General features: G+C 70.9%; 15 protein-coding genes and 1 rRNA gene. All 16 read right to left on the bottom strand.

Annotated elements, in window-relative coordinates; genetic code table 11:
* Window positions 1-108 precede the first annotated feature (108 nt).
* Window positions 109-366 (bottom strand): 50S ribosomal protein L27, encoded by a 258-nt coding sequence (gene rpmA, locus ABD292_RS44450; RefSeq protein WP_012893687.1) that lies wholly within the window; start codon window positions 364-366, stop codon window positions 109-111.
* A gap of 15 nt (window positions 367-381) precedes the next feature.
* A complete protein-coding gene (gene rplU / locus ABD292_RS44445; RefSeq protein WP_020546368.1) occupies window positions 382-684 on the bottom strand; it encodes a 50S ribosomal protein L21 in 303 nt (100 codons plus the stop codon).
* Between the two features lie 210 nt (window positions 685-894).
* Entirely contained in the window at window positions 895-3,936 is a 3,042-nt protein-coding gene (locus tag ABD292_RS44440; RefSeq protein WP_344218634.1) for an Rne/Rng family ribonuclease, read from the bottom strand.
* A complete protein-coding gene (locus ABD292_RS44435) occupies window positions 3,909-4,085 on the bottom strand; it encodes a hypothetical protein (RefSeq protein ID WP_344218632.1) in 177 nt (58 codons plus the stop codon). Before ABD292_RS44435 ends, ABD292_RS44440 begins: the two co-directional genes overlap by 28 nt.
* A gap of 461 nt (window positions 4,086-4,546) precedes the next feature.
* Window positions 4,547-5,314: a TIGR03936 family radical SAM-associated protein gene (locus ABD292_RS44430; RefSeq protein WP_344218630.1), complete on the bottom strand. Its 768-nt coding sequence runs from the start codon at window positions 5,312-5,314 to the stop codon at window positions 4,547-4,549.
* A gap of 137 nt (window positions 5,315-5,451) precedes the next feature.
* Entirely contained in the window at window positions 5,452-7,362 is a 1,911-nt protein-coding gene (locus ABD292_RS44425; RefSeq protein WP_344218628.1) for a TIGR03960 family B12-binding radical SAM protein, read from the bottom strand.
* A gap of 79 nt (window positions 7,363-7,441) precedes the next feature.
* The gene (gene rodA, locus ABD292_RS44420; protein WP_329592039.1) at window positions 7,442-8,608 is read right to left on the bottom strand and encodes a rod shape-determining protein RodA; all 1,167 of its coding nucleotides are present in this window, start codon (window positions 8,606-8,608) and stop codon (window positions 7,442-7,444) included.
* On the bottom strand, window positions 8,605-10,650 hold the full coding sequence (gene mrdA / locus ABD292_RS44415) for a penicillin-binding protein 2 (protein WP_344218626.1): 2,046 nt from the start codon (window positions 10,648-10,650) through the stop codon (window positions 8,605-8,607). Before mrdA ends, rodA begins: the two co-directional genes overlap by 4 nt.
* Complete coding sequence (gene mreD / locus ABD292_RS44410; protein ID WP_344218624.1) at window positions 10,647-11,108, bottom strand: rod shape-determining protein MreD; 462 nt, start codon at window positions 11,106-11,108, stop codon at window positions 10,647-10,649. The genes mrdA and mreD overlap by 4 nt, the downstream gene beginning before the upstream one ends.
* A 415-nt stretch (window positions 11,109-11,523) precedes the next feature.
* A complete protein-coding gene (gene mreC / locus ABD292_RS44405) occupies window positions 11,524-12,438 on the bottom strand; it encodes a rod shape-determining protein MreC (protein ID WP_344218622.1) in 915 nt (304 codons plus the stop codon).
* Window positions 12,438-13,469, bottom strand: a complete 1,032-nt coding sequence (locus tag ABD292_RS44400) for a rod shape-determining protein (protein WP_344218620.1) — start codon at window positions 13,467-13,469, stop codon at window positions 12,438-12,440. Before ABD292_RS44400 ends, mreC begins: the two co-directional genes overlap by 1 nt.
* A gap of 332 nt (window positions 13,470-13,801) precedes the next feature.
* Window positions 13,802-14,212: a nucleoside-diphosphate kinase gene (gene ndk / locus ABD292_RS44395; RefSeq protein ID WP_090773482.1), complete on the bottom strand. Its 411-nt coding sequence runs from the start codon at window positions 14,210-14,212 to the stop codon at window positions 13,802-13,804.
* 196 nt (window positions 14,213-14,408) lie between these two features.
* A complete protein-coding gene (locus tag ABD292_RS44390; RefSeq protein WP_344218614.1) occupies window positions 14,409-16,058 on the bottom strand; it encodes a hypothetical protein in 1,650 nt (549 codons plus the stop codon).
* 11 nt (window positions 16,059-16,069) lie between these two features.
* A complete protein-coding gene (locus ABD292_RS44385) occupies window positions 16,070-16,411 on the bottom strand; it encodes a DUF4233 domain-containing protein (protein WP_344218612.1) in 342 nt (113 codons plus the stop codon).
* A gap of 70 nt (window positions 16,412-16,481) precedes the next feature.
* Window positions 16,482-17,801 carry a bifunctional folylpolyglutamate synthase/dihydrofolate synthase gene (locus tag ABD292_RS44380; RefSeq protein ID WP_344218610.1) on the bottom strand — a complete coding sequence of 440 codons (1,320 nt, stop codon included), beginning with the start codon at window positions 17,799-17,801 and terminating at the stop codon, window positions 16,482-16,484.
* Window positions 17,802-17,913: 112 nt separating this feature from the next.
* Window positions 17,914-17,991, bottom strand: a 5S ribosomal RNA gene (rrf, locus tag ABD292_RS44375); the annotation flags it as partial.

Below are 17,991 nucleotides of genomic sequence, written 5' to 3'. Positions count from 1 at the left end.
TCGAACGGGACCCTACCCAGGCCCCGGAAACGCGAAAGGGGTGGATCGCCCGCGCGATCCACCCCTTTGACGCGATGGTGCAACGACCCCCGTGACGGGAGCGGAGAACTACTCCGCGACGGGGACGATGCTCACGGCCCGACGGCCGCGCTTGACGCCGAACTGCACGTGACCCGCGGCCAGCGCGAACAGCGTGTCGTCGCCACCACGGCCGACGTTGTCGCCGGGGTGGAAGTGGGTGCCACGCTGACGGACGATGATCTCGCCCGCGTTGACCAGCTGGCCGCCGAAGCGCTTGACGCCCAGGCGCTGAGCATTGGAGTCACGGCCGTTCCGGGTGGACGACGCGCCCTTCTTGTGTGCCATCTCTCAAACTCCCGATCAGGCCTGGTCGATACCGGTGATCTTCACCTGGGTGTACCGCTGACGGTGACCCTGGCGCTTCTTGTAACCGGTCTTGTTCTTGTACTTGAGAATCCGGATCTTCGGGCCCTTGGTCTCACCGAGGATCTCGGCGCTGACCATGAACTTGCCCACCTCGGTGGTCACGTCGCCATCGTCGACGACGAGCACCGTCGGCAGCGAAACCGAAGAGCCGACCTCGCCGGCGACCTTGTCCACCTCGAGGACGTCACCGACGGAGACCTTCTGCTGCCTGCCGCCGCAACGAACGATCGCGTACACCGCGGAACCCTTCTACTGACTCGCTGTTGCCACAGCCGTCCCCTGAGGGAACGACCGCCGAATGCTGCGCCTGCCATTCGGTCCTGTCTCGAACCGACGAACCGAGTAGGCGCGCCAACAGGGCGCGTCACCTGACGCACCGGTTCACCAGGGTACCGGATTAACGGCCCCCTAGGCGAACCGGACGGATCGTCGGATGTCCGCCAAAGGCTAGTCGGCGGACTTCGCTCGGCGGGAGCGTCGCCGCCCTCTGCCGGAAGTCTGGCCCGCTTGGTCGTCCTCAGCCGGGACATCATCAAGCGCACCGGTCACGGTATCACGGCCGGAGGTGTCCTTGGCCGCGGAAACCTTGTCCGAGACCGCCTTCTCGACGGCCATCTTGCCCTGCGTGCCGCGCGGCTCCGGCTTGCTCTCGACCGGCTCGGTCGAGACGATCAGCCCGCGCCCGTTGCAGCACTCGCACGGCGTCGAGAACGCCTCCAGCAGCCCCTGGCCGACCCGCTTACGCGTCATCTGCACCAGGCCCAGCGAGGTCACCTCGGCCACCTGGTGCTTCGTACGGTCGCGCGCCAGGCACTCCAGCAGCCGCCGCAGCACCAGGTCGCGGTTGGACTCCAGCACCATGTCGATGAAGTCGATCACGATGATGCCGCCGATGTCGCGCAGCCGGAGCTGGCGCACGATCTCCTCGGCCGCCTCCAGGTTGTTCCTGGTGACCGTCTCCTCCAGGTTGCCGCCCTGGCCGGTGAACTTGCCGGTGTTGACGTCCACGACCGTCATCGCCTCGGTGCGGTCGATGACCAGCGAACCGCCGCTCGGCAGCCACACCTTGCGCTCCAGCGCCTTGCCGAGCTGCTCGTCGATGCGGTAGGCCTCGAACACGTCGCCCTGCTCGCCGTCCCACTTCGACAGCCGCTCGCCCAGGTGCGGCGCGACGTACTTGACGTAGTCGTCGACCGTGTCCCAGGCGTCGTCGCCCTGGACGACCAGGTTCGTGAAGTCCTCGTTGAAGACGTCACGGATGACGCGGACGGTGAGGTCGGGCTCGGCGGACAGCAGCTCGGGAGGGCTGGCCGACTTGGCCTTCTTCTGGATGCTCTCCCACTGGGCCGACAGCCGGGCCACGTCGCGGGCCAGCTCGTCCTCGGAGGCGCCCTCGGCCGCGGTGCGCACGATGACGCCCGCGTTCTCCGGCATGACCTTCTTCAGGATGCTCTTGAGCCGGGTGCGCTCCTTGTCGGGGAGCTTGCGGCTGATGCCGGTCATCGACCCGTCCGGCACGTACACGAGGTAACGCCCAGGCAGGCTGATCTGCGAGGTGAGCCGCGCGCCCTTGTGCCCGATCGGGTCCTTGGTGACCTGCACCAGCACCGACTGGCCGGACTTCAGCGCCGACTCGATGCGCTTCGGCTGGCCCTCCATCCCGACGGTGTCGAAGTTGACCTCACCGGCGTACAGGACCGCGTTGCGCCCCTTGCCGATGTCCACGAACGCCGCCTCCATCGACGGCAGCACGTTCTGGACCTTGCCGAGGTAGACGTTGCCCACGTACGACTGGCTCGCCTCGCGGTTGACGTAGTGCTCGACGAGCACGCCGTCCTCCAGCACCGCGATCTGCGTACGGTCGCCCTGGCGGCGCACCACCATCATGCGGTCGACCGACTCGCGCCGGGCCAGGAACTCCGACTCGGTGATGATCGGCGGACGCCTGCGGCCCAGCTCGCGGCCCTCGCGGCGGCGCTGCTTCTTGGCCTCCAGCCGGGTCGAGCCGCGCACGCTCTGCACGCCGTCCGTGGCGGTCTCAAGCGCACCGGTACGGCCGGAGCGCGGCGCGCGGATGCGCACCACCGTGTTGGGCGGGTCGTCGCTGGCCGGCTCGGCGCCCTCGTCACCGCCCCTGCGGCGACGGCGACGGCGGCGGCGTGAGGACGAGCTCTCCTCTTCCTCCTGCGCGGCCGGCTCCTCGGCGGGCTCCTCCTCGGACTCCTCGTCCTGGTCCTCGCCGTCCTCGCCCTCGCCACGCTCACGCGCCTTGCCGCGCCCGCGTCCGCCGCGGCGGCGACGGCGGCGACGACCGCCGCCCTCTTCCTCCTCGGGCTCCTCGGCGGCCTCGGCGTCGGTCTCGTCCTCGACGCCCTCCTCGACCAGGTCCTCGGCCTCCTCCGGCTCGACCGGCTGGGGCGGCTCGGGACGCCGCGTCACGGCCGGCTTGGCCTGCGTCGGATCCGGCGCCTGGAACAGCGGCGCGAAGATGGCCGCGGGCCGCTGGAACGCGGCTCCGGGCTCGTCGTGATGGCGAGCCGAGAACCCGAACGGGTCCGCCAGCAGACTCGGCCGGGTCGGTTCCTCGTCGAGGTCCTCACCGGCGGGCTCGTCATCGAGCGGCTCGTCCTCGGGAAGGATCTCGATGATGTCCTCCCCCTCAACCCCCTCGACATCCCCGCCAGAGGCCGCCACCGCGCCCTGAACACCACCGGGGGCCGCACCCTGACCGACACCGGCCTCAGCACCCCGAGCACCACCAGCCGCCACACCCTGACCGGCACCGGCCTCCGTGCCCTGGACACCTCCAGCCGCCGTGCCCTGACCGGCGCCGGCCTCGGCGCTCCGAGCACCGCCGACCGCCGCACCCTGACCGGCACCAGCCTGGTCGGGAAGGGCTCCCTGCGTGCCCGTGCCCGCGTCCTCGCCCGTCTCACCAGGCGCCACCTCCGCGGCGGCCGCGCGCCGGCTACGCGTCGTCGTGGCGCGGGTGCGCGTCCTCCGGCTGCCCGTGCCACGGCCGCTCCCGGCCTCCTCGGGCGCTTCCTCAACGCCCTGTGCCGCAGCCTGTCCGGCACCCTCGGCGCCGACCTGCCCGGCACCCGCACCCTCGGCCGCGCTCACACCAGCGACCGGCCCAGCGGCGGCCTCGGCCGCGCCGGCGGCCGGCACGCCCTGCTCCCCGGCGGGCGCGACGGCCTCCGCCGCCACGTCCTCACCGGCCTTCTTACGAGTCCTGGTACGCCGCTTCGGCGCGGCCTCCTCTGCGGGAGCCGCGGCCACGCCGCTCTCCACCGCACCGGCGGCAGCACCCTCGGCGCTCACAGCCGCACCGGCGCCGCTCTCGGCCCCGGCCTCCTCGGCCTCGGCGCCCTTCTTCGTGGTACGCCGCCGCGTCGTCGTCGCGGTGGACCGCGTACGCGACGTCTTCTTGGGCTTCTCCTCGCCGGCTCCGGCCTCGCTCACCGCGTCCGCCACGGCCCCGGCCACAGCGGCCTCCACCGGACTGACACCAGCCCCGGCACCACCGTCAGCACCGCCACCCTCAGCGGCAGCGCCACCAGCGCCACCCTCAGCGGCAGTGCCACCAGCAGCCCCGGCAGCACCAAGGCCACCAGCAGGGCCGGCCTCAGCCGCACCCCCACCGGCCCCGCGAGCGCCGCTCACGGCGCCGCTTCCGCTTCCGTTCTCCACGGCAACGGCGACCTCGGCGTCCGGAGACCCGGCCGCTCTGCGCACCACGGTGCCCCGCACCGGCGCGCCCTCCGACACCGACACCGACGGCGCGGCCTGTGCGGCGATGACGGTGACCGGCTTCTGCGCCGGCTCCTCGGGCAGCTCGGGCGGCGGCCCCGCGGGCCGGCTGGCGGCGCGGCGGCGCCTGGTCCCCGTTGACTGTTCAGTTGTCTCCCCGTCGGGGCCAGTGGCCCCGGCGTTGGGCTCGTTGTCGAGCATGCGGGCGCTCTCCCGTCAGCTCCCGGGCGCGTCGCCGCGCCGCGCAGGAGCCATCGTGTCTCAGTTGTCCGCCGGCGCCTCCGTGACGGAGTCGCCGACGCCAAGTCCTGTCAGCGGTCGTGCCCGGCGCATGCTGGGCGCGTCCTCAACCGCCGACGTGCTCACCCGCCGGTCCCGCCTCGCCGCCGCGCGTCGTGTCGCGGTCCAGGCCGAGCGGGTCGGCAAGCGCACCGGTGCTGGCGTCAAGCGGCCCCTGCGCCAGCCTGGTCACCTCGGGGGGAACCGGCGGCGCGAAGTCGGCCACAAGGCGCAGCCCTGTGAGCACATCGTCGGGTCGAACTGCAGGCGTCATGTGCCGAACAACCATGCGCAGTATGACACACGGCTCTCTCTGCACCTGAGCTGCGGTTCTTTCTGTTCCCTCGGAAACCGTCAGCCCCAGGACGGCGCCGCGCGCGTCGAAGCGGCGGGGTCCCTTCTTGGTGAGGCGTTCGACCTCCACGGTGCCCTCCGCGAGAAACTTCTCCACCGCCACCTCGGCGAGCTCGCGATCGGCACCGGGCAGGCGCACCTCCCAGTCGGAGACCTCCAAGCGGTCGGCCAGCCCACCCTGACCCGCCTCCACGACGTCGAGCACATCGAGCCCCGGCGGCAGCGATCCGTCCAGACTGGACCTGACCTGCTCGGGGTCACACGGCGTGGTCACGCCGATCTCGAGGTATTCGGCTTCGCTGGCGACGCCGGTCGGCGCCGCGCCCGCGTAGGAGATCTTGGGGTGGGGCGAGAAACCCGCGCTGTAGGCCACCGGAATGCCGGCACGGCGAACCGCCCTCTCGACGGCCCGCGAGATGTCGCGGTGGCTGGTGAAGCGCAGGCGGCCGCGCTTGGCGTAACGCACACGCAGGCGCTGCACCGTGGGCGCGGGCGGAGGCCCTTCGGGAACAGGTTTCAGAGTCTGTCGTCCTTCCCTTGTAAGAGTTCCTTCGTTCAGGATAAGCCGCCCCGGTGTATGGACGTGTACAACGAGGCACGGCTCGCCCACTGAGCGCGCTAGACCACGGTGAGCGGAAGGAGCTTCCGTCCCGTCGGCCCGATCTGGATCTCGGTGCCCATGGTGGGGCAGACGCCGCAGTCGTAGCACGGCGTCCACCGGCAGTCCTCGACCTCGCCTCCGGAGACCGCCTCCTGCCAGTCCTGCCACAGCCATTCGCGGTCGAGGCCGGCGTCGAGGTGGTCCCAGGGCAGGACCTCGTTCTCCTCCCGCTCGCGGGTGGTGTACCAGTCGACGTCGATGCCGGCCTTGTCCGCCGCGGCCATCCAGCGCTCGTAGGAGAAGTGCTCGCTCCAGCCGTCGAACCGGCCGCCGTCCTCCCAGACGGCCCGGATGACCGCGCCGATCCGGCGGTCGCCGCGCGACAGCAGGCCCTCCACGATCGAGGGTTTGCCGTCGTGGTAGCGGAAGCCGATGGCCCGGCCGTATTCCTTGTCGCCGCGCAGCGAGTCGCGCAGTGCCTTGAGCCGCCGGTCGACGGTCTCGTGGTCGGCCTGCCCGGCCCACTGGAACGGCGTGTGCGGCTTGGGCACGAACCCGCCGATGGAGACCGTGCAGCGGATGTCTCTGCTGCCGGTGGCCTCGCGGCCGGCCTTGATGACCTTCTTGGCCAGGTCGGCGATGCCGAGCACGTCCTCGTCCTGCTCGGTGGGCAGGCCGCACATGAAGTAGAGCTTCACCTGCCGCCACCCCTGCGAGTAGGCGGTGGTGACGGTGCGGATGAGGTCGTCCTCGCTGACCATCTTGTTGATCACCTTGCGCATCCGCTCCGAGCCGCCCTCGGGGGCGAACGTCAGACCGGAGCGCCGGCCGTTCCTGGAGAACTCGTTGGCCAGATCGATGTTGAACGCGTCGACCCGCGTCGAGGGCAGCGACAGCGAGGTGTTGGTGCCCTCGTAGCGGTCGGCCAGGCCCTTGGCGACCTCGGCGATCTCGGAGTGGTCGGCCGACGAGAGCGACAGCAGGCCGACCTCGTTGAAGCCGGACTCCTTGATGCCGTTGTCGACCATCGCCCCGATCGTGGTGATGGACCGCTCGCGCACGGGACGGGTGATCATGCCCGCCTGGCAGAACCGGCAGCCGCGGGTGCAGCCGCGGAAGATCTCCACGCTGAACCGCTCATGCACGGTCTCGGCCAGCGGGACCAGAGGCTTCTTCGGATAGGGCCACTCGTCGAGGTCCATCACGGTGTGCTTGTGGACCCGCCAGGGCACGTCGGGCCGGTTGGGCGCGACCCGCTTGATGCGCCCGTCCGGGTGGTAGTCGACGTCGTAGAACTTGGGCACGTAGACGCCGCCGGACTCGGCCAGCCGCATCAGCAGCTCGTCACGGCCGCCGGGTCTGCCCTCGCCCTTCCACTCGCGCACGACCTCGCTGATGGCGATGGAGATCTGCTCGCCGTCGCCCAGCACGGCCGCGTCGACGAAGGCCGCGATCGGCTCGGGGTTGAAGGCCGCGTGGCCGCCCGCGATGACGATCGGATCGTCGTCGCCCCGGTCCGCCGCCTCCAGCGGAATGCCGGCCAGGTCGAGCGCGGTCAGCAGGTTGGTGTAGCCGAGCTCGGTCGAGAACGACACGCCGAGCAGGTCGAAGGCGCGCACCGGGCGGTGCGCGTCGACGGTGAACTGCGGCACGCCCTCGGCCCGCATGAGGGCCTCCAGGTCGGGCCAGACGGCATAGGTGCGCTCGGCGAGCGTGCCGGGCAGCTCGTTGAGAATCTCGTAGAGGATCGCCACGCCCTGGTTGGGCAGCCCGACCTCATAGGCGTCCGGGTACATCAGCGCCCATCGCACGTCGGCGGAGTCCCAGTCCTTGACGGTCGAGTTGAGCTCACCTCCGACGTACTGGATGGGCTTCTGCACCTTGGGCAGCAGCGCTTCCAGGCGGTGGAAAATCGACTCGACAGGCATACCGTCAAGGGTAGCGGGGCCTGGGCGGTGGCAAATCCGGCAACCGCGCTCACGCCCGGTCAGCGCCACCCCCGGCCGGTCAGAGGAACGACTGACCCCGCACCTTGATGGCCTGCAGCAGCCCGATCGCGATCAGGTTGGCGAACGTGGCCGTGCCGCCGTAGGACACGAACGGCAGCGGCAGCCCGGTGATCGGCATGATGCCGATCGTCATGCCGACGTTGACGAACGTCTGGAAGCCGAACCAGCACACGATCATGCCGGCGACCAGCGTCCCGAACCGGTCCTCGCACTTGCGGGCGATGCGCAGCCCGCGCACCAGCACCACCCCGAGCAGCACCACGACCGCGGCCGACCCGAGGAAGCCGAACTCCTCGCCAGCCACGGTGAAGATGAAGTCGGTGTGCTGCTCGGGCACGAACCGCCCGGTCGTCTGCCCGCCGCCGAGCAGCCCCTTGCCGAGCAGCTGCCCCGATCCGATGGCGATCAGCGACTGCGTCGCGTTGTATCCCACGCCGCGCGGATCGACGCTCGGATCGACGAACGCCGTGAACCGCGCCACCTGGTACGGCTCCAGCAACTGGAAGTAGAACACCGAGAAGATCCCCAGCGCGGCGGTGGCCACCAGCCCCGCGATGACGCGTTTGCGCACGCCCCCGAGGACCAGCCCGGCCGCCGTGATCACCGCCAGCACCATGGCCGTGCCCAGGTCGGGCTGGAGCATCACCAGCCCCATCGCGATCACCGCCGCCAGGATCGCCAGCATCACGTCGAGCCCGCGCGGCCGGTCGGTGCCCTCCGCGGGCTGCGCCAGCAGCATGGCGATGATCAGCAGCAGCCCCACCTTGGCGAACTCCGACGGCTGCACCGCGAAGCCGCCGCCGAGCAGGATCCACGAGTGCGAGCCGTTGATCGTCGCTCCCAGCGGCGTGATCACCAGCCCCAGCCCGACCAGCGACACGAAGAACACCAGCGGCGCGTACGCCCGCATCGCCCGGTGGTCGACGGTCGCCACCATGGCGCACAGCACCACGCCGATGGCCTCGTTGAGCATGTGCTTCTTCACCAGGCCGGTGGAGCCGGGCGCCCAGGTCCTGGTGCACGACCACACCAGCAGCGTGCCGATCACGCACAGCCCGGCGACCGCCACCAGCATGAGCCCGTCGAGCCTGCGGACCGCGGAGTTCTCCTGCATGAGCCGGCGCAGCAGCGAGGGCCGCTGGACGGCGGCGGTGCGGGCGGTCATCGTGGCGCCACCGTTCCGTCGGGCCGGAAGACCGGCAGTTTGGTGGTGAGCCTGCCCCCGGGCACGGCCGGGGACCGTTTGATGCCGTAGATGCCCTCGTAGATCTCACGCGCGGCGGGCGCAGCGGTCTGCGCGCCCATGCCGCCCTGGGAGACCATGACGACCACGACGTACTGCGGGTTCTTCGTCGGCGCGAACGAGGCGAACCACGAGGTGTCCTGCTTGCCCCACACCTCCGCGGTGCCGGTCTTGCCGCCCACGCGCACCTTGTCCATCGGGAAACCGGCGAACGCCCCGGCCGCGGTGCCGTCCTGGGCGACCTGGCTGAGCGCGTTCTTGATGTAGTGCCGCTCCTTCTCGCTCAGCGGCAGCTTGCCGACCACCGGCACGGGGATGGTCCTGACCACCTTGCCGTCGGGCCGCACCTGCGCCCAGCCGATGCGCGGGCTGCGCAGCTTCCCGTCGCTGACCAGCGCCATGTAGGCCCGCGCGAGCTGCATCGGCGTCACCAGCACGTCGCCCTGCCCGATGGAGAAGTTGGCCGAGTCGCCGGGCCGCAGCAGGAACCCCTCCGTGCAGTTCTCCAGCGCCAACCGCTTCAGGAACTCCGCCCGCGCGCGGTCCTTGACCTCCGGATAGCCCTTGCGCGAGCGCTCGCACGTGACCGCGTTGGTCTGGTTCCACAGGCTCTTCTTCCACGCCCGGTCGGGAATGCGGCCCCCGGACTCGCCGGGCAGGTCGACGCCCGTCGGCCGGCCGAACCCGAACGCCCTGGCCGTGTTCGCGAAGATCTCCTTCGGCGGCTTCTTCGGATAACGCCCGCCGTCCTTGAGGTACTGCTCGTACGCGGCCCGGTAGAAGATCGTGTCGCACGACCTCACCAGTGCCGTGTGCAGGTTCATCGGGCCCAGCCCGATGCCGCGGAAGTTGTTGAAGGCCCGCCCGCCCACGTTGTACGACCCCGAACAGTCGTAGGTGCCGTTCAGCGGATAGCCGGCCCGCAGCATCGACGTCACCGACGAGATCTTGAACGTCGAACCGGGCGCGAACTGCCCGTTGATCGCCCGCGACACCAACGGCTTGCCCGACTTCTCCGACATCAGCCGCTGGTAGCCGCGCGCCGAGATCCCGCCGCCCCAGATCTCCGGGTCGTAGTTGGGCTGGCTGGCCAGCGCCACCACCCTGCCGCTCCGCGCGTCGAGCACCACCGCCGCCCCACCGTCGGCCTGCGGCGCGGACTTCATGGCCCTTTCGAGGGCCTTCTCGGTCACCGCCTGGATCCGGGAGTCGATACTGGTCACCAGATGGTCGCCGGGAACGGGCGTGACCTGGTCCTCCACCCCGAGCGCCTTGCCCATCCGGTCGACCTGCACCCGGCGCAGCCCGGCCTTGCCGCGCAGCGCGTCGTCGTAGACGTACTCCAGCCCGTCGCGCCCGGCCAGGTCGACGCCGGAGAAGGCCGCCTTGAGCCCTTCGCGCTTCTCCAGCTCCTCCTCGGTGACCGGCTGCAGGTAGCCCAGCATCTGCGCGCCCGCCCGGCCGCCCGGGTACTGCCGCACGGAGTGGATCTCCGCCGTCACCCCGGGGAACTCCTCCTGGCGCTCCAGGATCTGCAGCGCCTCCCGGGTGTCCACCTTCTCGTCCAGCGGCACCGGCTGGTAGGGCGACCCCGTCCAGCACGGCTTCGGCACCTTCGGCCCGCACGGCGTGATCTTCCGCTGCAGCTCCTGCACCGGCCTGCCGAGCACCTGCGACAGCTTGGTCAGCACCTTCAGCCCGCCGTCCGGCGTCCTGGACAGCAGCGCGCGGTCCACCGACACGACCAGCGCCGTACGGTTGCGCACCAGCGGCCGCCCGGAGGAGTCGAGGATCTGCCCGCGCACGGCCGGCACGATCACCGTGCGCGTCCTGGTCTCCGTCGCCCGCGTCACGAACTCCTGCCCGTGCACCACCTGCACCTGGTAGAGCCGCCCGACCAGCACCACGAGCAGCGTCAGCACCAGCACGTGCAGCACCAGCAGCCGGGTCCGCATCCTGATCATGTCGAGTACCTCGGCTCGCCGCGGGCGGCCAGCCAGATGACGACAGGGGACACGAGCAGCGTGTAGACGATGGTGACGGGCACCTCCCCGGTCAACGTGGCCAGCGTCACCCGGGAGTCCCCGATCAGCAGGTTGACGCCCACGGCCAGCAGCGGCGCCAGCAGCACGCACAGCACCACGGTGGTCACCGGGCCGCCCGCCCCCCGACCGGCCACGTAGCCGACCAGCGCCAGCACGAACGCGTACTGCCCGACCAGATGAGCGCCCGGCGGCGCGATGTCCACCACCAGCCCGGCGAAGAACCCGAGCACCGCCCCCGGCACCGCCCCGCGCGCCAGAGCCGCCCCGACCACGGCCAACAGCACCAGATCAGGCGCTCCCCCGCCAGGCAACGGCAGCCGGTTGACCAGCATGACCTGCACCAGCAGCGCCAGCAGCACGCACAGTCCTCCGATCACCGCGACCCCTCCTCGTGCCCCAGCCCCCTGAACACCACAACCCACCCTCGCCGCGCAGCCCCCCGCACCGCCCCCACCCGCCGGCAGAAGCCGAGCCCCGCACCGCTAGGACCCACCTCCCACATGCAGGCACACACACCACAAGCCGCCTCCCGCACACAGGGCGCCCGCACCACGACCCGCCCTCGCCGCACAGCCACCCGGACCCGCGCCCCCAGCCCCCGCATCCCGCACACAGGCACCCGGACCCGCGCCCCCAGCCCCCGCATCCCGCACACAGGCACCCGGACCCGCGCCCCCAGGCCCCGCATCCCGCACACAGGCACCCGGACCCGCGCCCCCAGGCCCCGCATCCCGCACACAGGCACCCGGACCCGCGGCCCCGCGCATCGCCCTCCGCCCACAGACGCCCGCATCACCGTGACCCCCCTCGGCGCGTAGGCGTCCGCGTCACCGCGCCCCCCTCCTTGGCGGGCAGCACCGCGTCACGCGGGTCCCTCTTCGGCGCCTCGACCACCACACCCACCGCGTCCAGCGCCGTCAGATCCGCGAACGGCCGCGCATAGGCGATGCGCGTCAGCTCTCCAGGCGTGGACTCGACCCGCTCGATCACCCCGACCGGCACCCCCGGCACGTACGGCCGCCCGTTCTGCGACCCGAAGCTGACGATCCGCCCGCCCCGCACCAGCGGCGCGGTGGAGTCGAGCAGCCGGAACTGCACGAGCCTGCCGTACTCGCCCACCCCGTGGACGACGCCGATCTCCTTGCCGCCCTCCAGCCGCGCGCCCGCCGCCGAGGCCGGATCGCTGATCAGCAGCACCGTCGAGCTGGTGGTGGAGGCGTGGATGACCCGCCCCACCAGCCCGTCGCCGTTGAGCACGGTCATCTCCGGCTGCACCCCGTCGGCGCTGCCGATGTCGATCTGCACGGTGTCCTCGAACCCCGGCTGACCTCGCCGCGCGACCACATTGCCTGTGACGATCTTGTATCCGCCGACTCCCGCCAGCCCCAGCAGCTTCTTCAGCTCGCTGGAGCGGTCGGCGTCGAGCTTGTCGGACAGCATCCCGGTCCGCAGCCGGGCGTTCTCCTCCGTCAGCGCCTTGATGCGCTCCTGCGCCGCCGGCGCGGTGAACACGGCCTGCACGAACGTGGTGACCGGCCGCACCACCCCGCCCCCGAGCTGCTCGGCCGACCCGAAGACCCAGGCCCCGACCGCGCGGAGCGGACGCAGCGGCGAGCTCTCGCCGGTGCGATGATCGACGGTCAGGATGACCAGCGCCGCCGTCAGCAGCACTCCGAGGATCAGCCGGCCCCGGCGCGAGTCCCTCATCAGTGCCGTGACTCCGGCACCAGGACCTCCTGCAGCGCCTCGAAGTCCTCGGCGCACTTGCCGGAGCCGATGGCCACCGAGTCGAGAGCGTTCTCGACGAGGTGGACCGGCATGCCCGTCTCGGCCTTGACCCGCTCGTCGAGGCCCCTGAGCAGAGCGCCGCCGCCGGTGAGCGCGATGCCGCGGTCCATGATGTCGCCGGACAGCTCGGGCGGGCACTTGTCGAGCGTGGTCTTCACCGCGTCGACGATCGCGTTGACCGGCTCCTCGATCGCCTTCCTGATCTCCTCACCGGAGACGATGATCGTCTTCGGCAGCCCGCTGACGAGGTCGCGCCCGCGGATCTCAGCGTGCAGATCCTCGCCGTGCGGGCAGGCCGAGCCGATCGCCATCTTGATCTCCTCGGCGGTGCGCTCGCCGAGCATGAGCGAGAACTCCTTCTTGGCGAACGCGATGACGGCCTGGTCGAGCTCGTCGCCGCCGATGCGGATCGACTGACTGGTGACGAGGCCGCCCATCGAGATGATCGCCACCTCGGTGGTGCCCCCGCCGATGTCGACGACCATGTTGCCGGTGGGCTCGTGAACCGGCAGCCCGGCGCCGATCGCGGCCGCCATGGGCTCCTCGACGATGTAGACCTTGCGTGCGCCGGCCTGGTAGCCGGCCTCTTTCACCGCGCGCTGCTCGACGCTGGTGATGCCGCTCGGCACGGCGATGATGATGCGCGGCTTGGCGAAGTGACGCCGTTTGTGCACCCTCTGAATGAAATAGCGCAACATGCGCTCGGTGACGTCGAAGTCGGCGATCACGCCGTCCTTCAGCGGCCGGACGGCCACGATGTTTCCGGGCGTACGGCCGATCATGCGCTTGGCCTCGATGCCGACCGCCACGATCTTGCCCGTGGTGGTGTTGATCGCGACGACGGACGGCTCGTTGAGCACGATGCCGCGGCCACGGACATAGACCAGTGTGTTGGCGGTTCCGAGGTCGACCGCCATGTCACGGCCGAGGAACGCGAGCTTGCTGCCCATGGGGAACGGAGCCCTCCGTAACGTCGTTCGCGAATGACTACGGATTGAATTCGAATCGTAACGTGACGTACCCACCGCTGAGTGCAACGAGCCGTCGCGCTCCTCAAAAATCTCCAGCCCCAAGCCCAACCGCAATTTTGCCCAGACTGTCGCATAACGCCCGAACGTCCGCTGGACCGTTCCAAAAGCCCCACATGGCATCCCGCAACTCTCGCGGCACACGCTACGCGGGACCACCGACAAAAACACGCGCGCCCGCACAGCGTGCAGTGCTGTGCGGGCGCGGGAGTTGCCTTCGCGGCCCTCGGAAAGGGACGGTCAGGGCGAGGTAACTAGAAGCGGTCGGGGAAGAAGATCTTGATCTCCCGGGCGGCGGACTCGGGCGAGTCGGAGCCGTGGACGACGTTCTCGCCGATCTCCAGGGCGTGGTCGCCGCGGATCGTGCCGGGGGCGGACTTCACCGGGTCGGTGGCACCGGCCAGCGCGCGGAAGGCCTCGACGGCGCGGGGGCCCTCCAGCACCAGGGCGACGAGCGGCCCCGACGTGATGAACTCGACGAGCTCACCGAAGAACGGCCGCTCGGAGTGCTCGGCGTAGTGCGCCTTGGCGGTGTCGGCGTCGAGGGTGCGCAGATCCATCGCCACGACCTTGAGGCCCTTGCGCTCCACACGGGCGATCACGTCACCGATGAGGCCACGCTTCACCCCGTCGGGCTTGATCAGGACAAGAGTGCGCTCGGACACTTGAAGTTCTCCTTCGAACAGAATGGGGTCGCGGCTACCGGCGCCCCGGCCTCATCGCGAGGACGCCTCGGCCGGGCACGGGCCCGGACGTCGCCGTAGCCGGGCCCTCAGCTTACCGTCCCGGGCCCGCACCCTCGTTTCGTACGGCGATCCCGTCCCGGCCCTCCGGGCCGTCGTGGAGGCCGGACGGCGCCGTCTAGGGGGCACGGTCGTCCTCAGGTGACTTCGCCTGAGGCGGAACAGCGGGCACCTGCCCCTCCTCGGCCTCGGCGACCGCAGGCCCGTCCGGCACGGACCGACCACCTTCAGTCGCGCCCGGACCCCGCTCCCCGCCCCGACCAGAATCGTCCGCGGCGTCGAAGGCATCTCCCCATTTCCGCCGCTCGCCGGCGCAGTCAACGGCCTCGCTCCCCGCACCCGGATCACCCTGCGGGGCCGTTACGAGCAGGACATCCTCGAAGGCCCGTTTGCCTCCTTCGTCGCCCTCGGACCGCCGCGCCAGCACAGCCGCCAGCACGATGATCGCCACCAGCAGGAACCCGCCGATGAGCGCCCACCAGTGCAACGCCCCCACGAACTTGTCCACCAGCTCCTGCGCCGACCGGACCCCGTCCAGCAGCGCCATCTGCACCCCGGTCCCCAGCAGGAACCCGGCCAGCACCCCGGCCACGCACAACGACAGCCCGAACGCCGCCGCCCCGATCCCGACCTCCTGCAACGTCGCCGTCAGGGCCACCGCCGCTCCCACCGCCAGCAACGTGAACGGCACCGCCAGCACCATCCCGTCGGCCGACGGCACCACCAGCCGGACCGAGCACAACCCCACCACCATGGACAGCAGCCCCAGCGGCGCCAGCCATCTCCCGGCACCCACCGCGAACAGCCGCACGGCCACCGCCGCGCCGATCGCCAGCACTCCCGCGACGACGTACGGGATCCACAGCCCGCGCAACCCGGGCCCGCCGAGCCCGCCCATCTCCACCAGCGTCACCTGAGCCGCACTCGGCAGCAGCACCACCCCGACGGCCACCAGCACGTACGCCGCCCGGCGGCTCTCCACAGGCCCGATCGACGCCAGCGCCAGCAGCCCGAACACGGCCGTGGCCGCCAGCAGCACCACCGGAGGCGCCCGCCAGCCCGCCGAGGCCGTGCTGATCGCCACCACGGCGATCCCGAGCGCCAGAACGACGCACAGCAGCAGCCGGCCGCGCTCGCCCACCGCGAAAACGGGAGCCTCGGGCCGGCCGAGCAACATCCAGGCCAGCAGGTACGCCGCCGCCAACCCCAGCGCGACCCCCGTCACCAGCGGATACGGCTGCAACGTCACCTTCCAGCTGCTGACCGCGTCCAGCGGCCACAGCGCCAGCGCCTGCGCCGTGAGCAGACTCAGGCTGAACGTCCCTGCCCACAGACCGCGAAGCACCGGCGTACGCGTCCAGACCGCGACCAGCGTGGCGGGCACGAGCAGGCCGCACCCGACGCCGCGCAACACGCGTACGACGCCGACGAGAAGCTCGCTGACCGCGTAGCCGCCCGCCGCGTCGGACAGCGCCACCAGCGCCAGCCCGGCGAGCATGAGGTGCGCGGCAGGAACCCGCCGCAGCGCCACCGCCGCGAGCGGCACGGCCAGCATGAGCACGGGCAGGGCGAGCCCGTGCGTACGCATGAGCCCGACCTGGTCGATGTCGGCGGGCAGCAGCCTCGCGACGACGGAGAGCGTGTTGGGGATCGTGGTGATCGCCAGCGGCAACGCGCAGACGACCAGCAGCCCGAGCAGAGTGTCGAGCAACCAGCTGTTTCCGGGCGCAACCGAACGGAGCGACCGCTGGATCGGGGGGACGGCCATGTAGGCCGACTTTAGCGGGTAGTAGCGCCCTCGACACGGCGAGCGACCATAATCGCGGTGATCCACAGCGCCGCGAAGATCGCCCCAAGGAAGAACATGGACGTCACCAGGAACCCACTCGCGATCGCCAGCACCTGGACGACGCTGCCGAGCAGGTAGCCGACCGGCTTCTTGAGCAGGCCGGCGGCGACCACGCACAGCACGGCCAGCCCGATCCCGACGGTCACCGCCAGCGCGGGCTCGACCTTGCCGATGACGATCGCGACAGGCGTGATCAGCCCGGCGACGATCGCCTCCATCCCGAGCACGCTGGCGCCGAGCCTGCGCATGCCCGGCGTCACCTGAAAGCTCATCTCGGACCCCCCTTCATCCTCATCAACCGGGCCGGTACGCCCGGCGGGCCCGACGCGTCGCATCCGGTCATCAGACGCCGTCCGCCTTCAGCAGCCGCCGCGCGTCCCCCGCCGTGACGACCGACCCCGTGATCAGCACGCCGGTGCCGCTGAACTCACCCTCGGCGTCGGCGATGCCGATGCCCTTGTCGATGGCGTCGTCCAGCCGGTCCTCCACGTGCACCCGCTCCTCGCCGAAGATCGGCTCGGCCAGCGCCGCCAGCTCGTCCGCCGTCAACGACCTGGGCGAGGAGTTACGCGTGACGATGATCTCGTCCACGATCGGCTCAAGCAGCTCCAGCAGGCCTTCGACGTCCTTGTCGCGCATGACCGCGACCACGCCGATGACCTTCGCGAAGTCGAACGCCTCGTGCAGCCCCTCCAGCGTCGCCTGCATGCCGCCGGGGTTGTGGGCGGCGTCGATGACGACCGTCGGAGTACGGCGGACGACCTCCATGCGCCCCGGCGAGGACGCCTGCGCGAAGGCCTGGCGCACGAGGTCGGCGTCGAGCGGGTCGTCGCCGCCCGTCAGCGCCTCGACGGCGGCCAGGGCGCACGCCGCGTTGCCCGCCTGGTGAGCGCCGTACAGCGGCAGGTAGACCTCGTCGTAGACGCCCTTGAGGCCGCGCAGGGTGAGCAGCTGCCCGCCGATGGCGACCTCGCGGCTCATCACCCCGAACTCCAGCCCTTCGCGCGCCACGACCGCGCCCACCTCGGCCGAGCGCCGCATCAGCACCTCTGCCGCGGCCAGCTCCTGCTGGGCCAGGATCGCGGTGGCGCCGGGCTTGATGATGCCCGCCTTCTCCCCGGCGATGCTGGGGATGTCGGGCCCGAGCCGGTCGGTGTGATCGAGGGAGATAGGAGTGATCACACACACCGTGCCGTCGGCGACATTGGTGGCGTCCCACGATCCGCCCATCCCGGTCTCGATGACCGCCACGTCCACGGGCGTGTCGGCGAACGCCGCGAACGCCATGGCCGTCAGCAGCTCGAAGAACTGAATGCGCCGGCCCTGGGTGTCGGCGAGCTCGACGTACGGGATGATCTCCTCGTAGACCTGCGCGAAGCGTTCCTCGCTGAGCGGCTCACCGTCGACGGTGATGCGCTCGCGCATGGACACCAGATGAGGGCTGGTGAACCGCCCCACCCGCAGGTTGCGCTCCTTGAGCAGCGCCTCGGTCAGCCGCGCGGTGCTCGTCTTGCCGTTGGTGCCGGCGATGTGTATGACCGGGTACGCCCGCTGCGGTGAGCCGAGCAGGTCCAGCAGGGCCGCGATCCTGTCCAGCGTCGGCTCGAAGTCCCACTCGACGCCGCGCTCCAAGATCGCGCGTTCGACGGCACGATAATCCACACCTCAACCCTACTGACTGCTCGCACCGCTCCCAGCCACGCCCCACTCCCTGCGGCACCGCACAAATGCAGAAGGGCCCCGACTGAACCAGTCGGGGCCCTCCATAAAGATTGTCCGGCGGTGACCTACTCTCCCACACCCTCCCGAGTGCAGTACCATCGGCGCAGAGAAGCTTAACTTCCGGGTTCGG

The sequence above is a fragment of the Nonomuraea bangladeshensis genome (genome assembly GCF_039529455.1).
GTDB classification, from domain to species: domain Bacteria; phylum Actinomycetota; class Actinomycetes; order Streptosporangiales; family Streptosporangiaceae; genus Nonomuraea; species Nonomuraea bangladeshensis.
This window is presented reverse-complemented; position numbering and strand designations above follow the sequence as displayed.

Coding starts and splice junctions, on each gene's coding strand:
- rpmA (WP_012893687.1), bottom strand. CDS start 366: ATGGCACACAAGAAGGGCGCGTCGTCCACCCGGAACGGCCGTGACTCC.
- ABD292_RS44425 (WP_344218628.1), bottom strand. CDS start 7,362: ATGCCTGTCGAGTCGATTTTCCACCGCCTGGAAGCGCTGCTGCCCAAG.
- rodA (WP_329592039.1), bottom strand. CDS start 8,608: ATGACCGCCCGCACCGCCGCCGTCCAGCGGCCCTCGCTGCTGCGCCGG.
- mrdA (WP_344218626.1), bottom strand. CDS start 10,650: ATGATCAGGATGCGGACCCGGCTGCTGGTGCTGCACGTGCTGGTGCTG.
- mreC (WP_344218622.1), bottom strand. CDS start 12,438: ATGAGGGACTCGCGCCGGGGCCGGCTGATCCTCGGAGTGCTGCTGACG.
- ABD292_RS44400 (WP_344218620.1), bottom strand. CDS start 13,469: ATGGGCAGCAAGCTCGCGTTCCTCGGCCGTGACATGGCGGTCGACCTC.
- ABD292_RS44390 (WP_344218614.1), bottom strand. CDS start 16,058: ATGGCCGTCCCCCCGATCCAGCGGTCGCTCCGTTCGGTTGCGCCCGGA.
- ABD292_RS44385 (WP_344218612.1), bottom strand. CDS start 16,411: ATGAGCTTTCAGGTGACGCCGGGCATGCGCAGGCTCGGCGCCAGCGTG.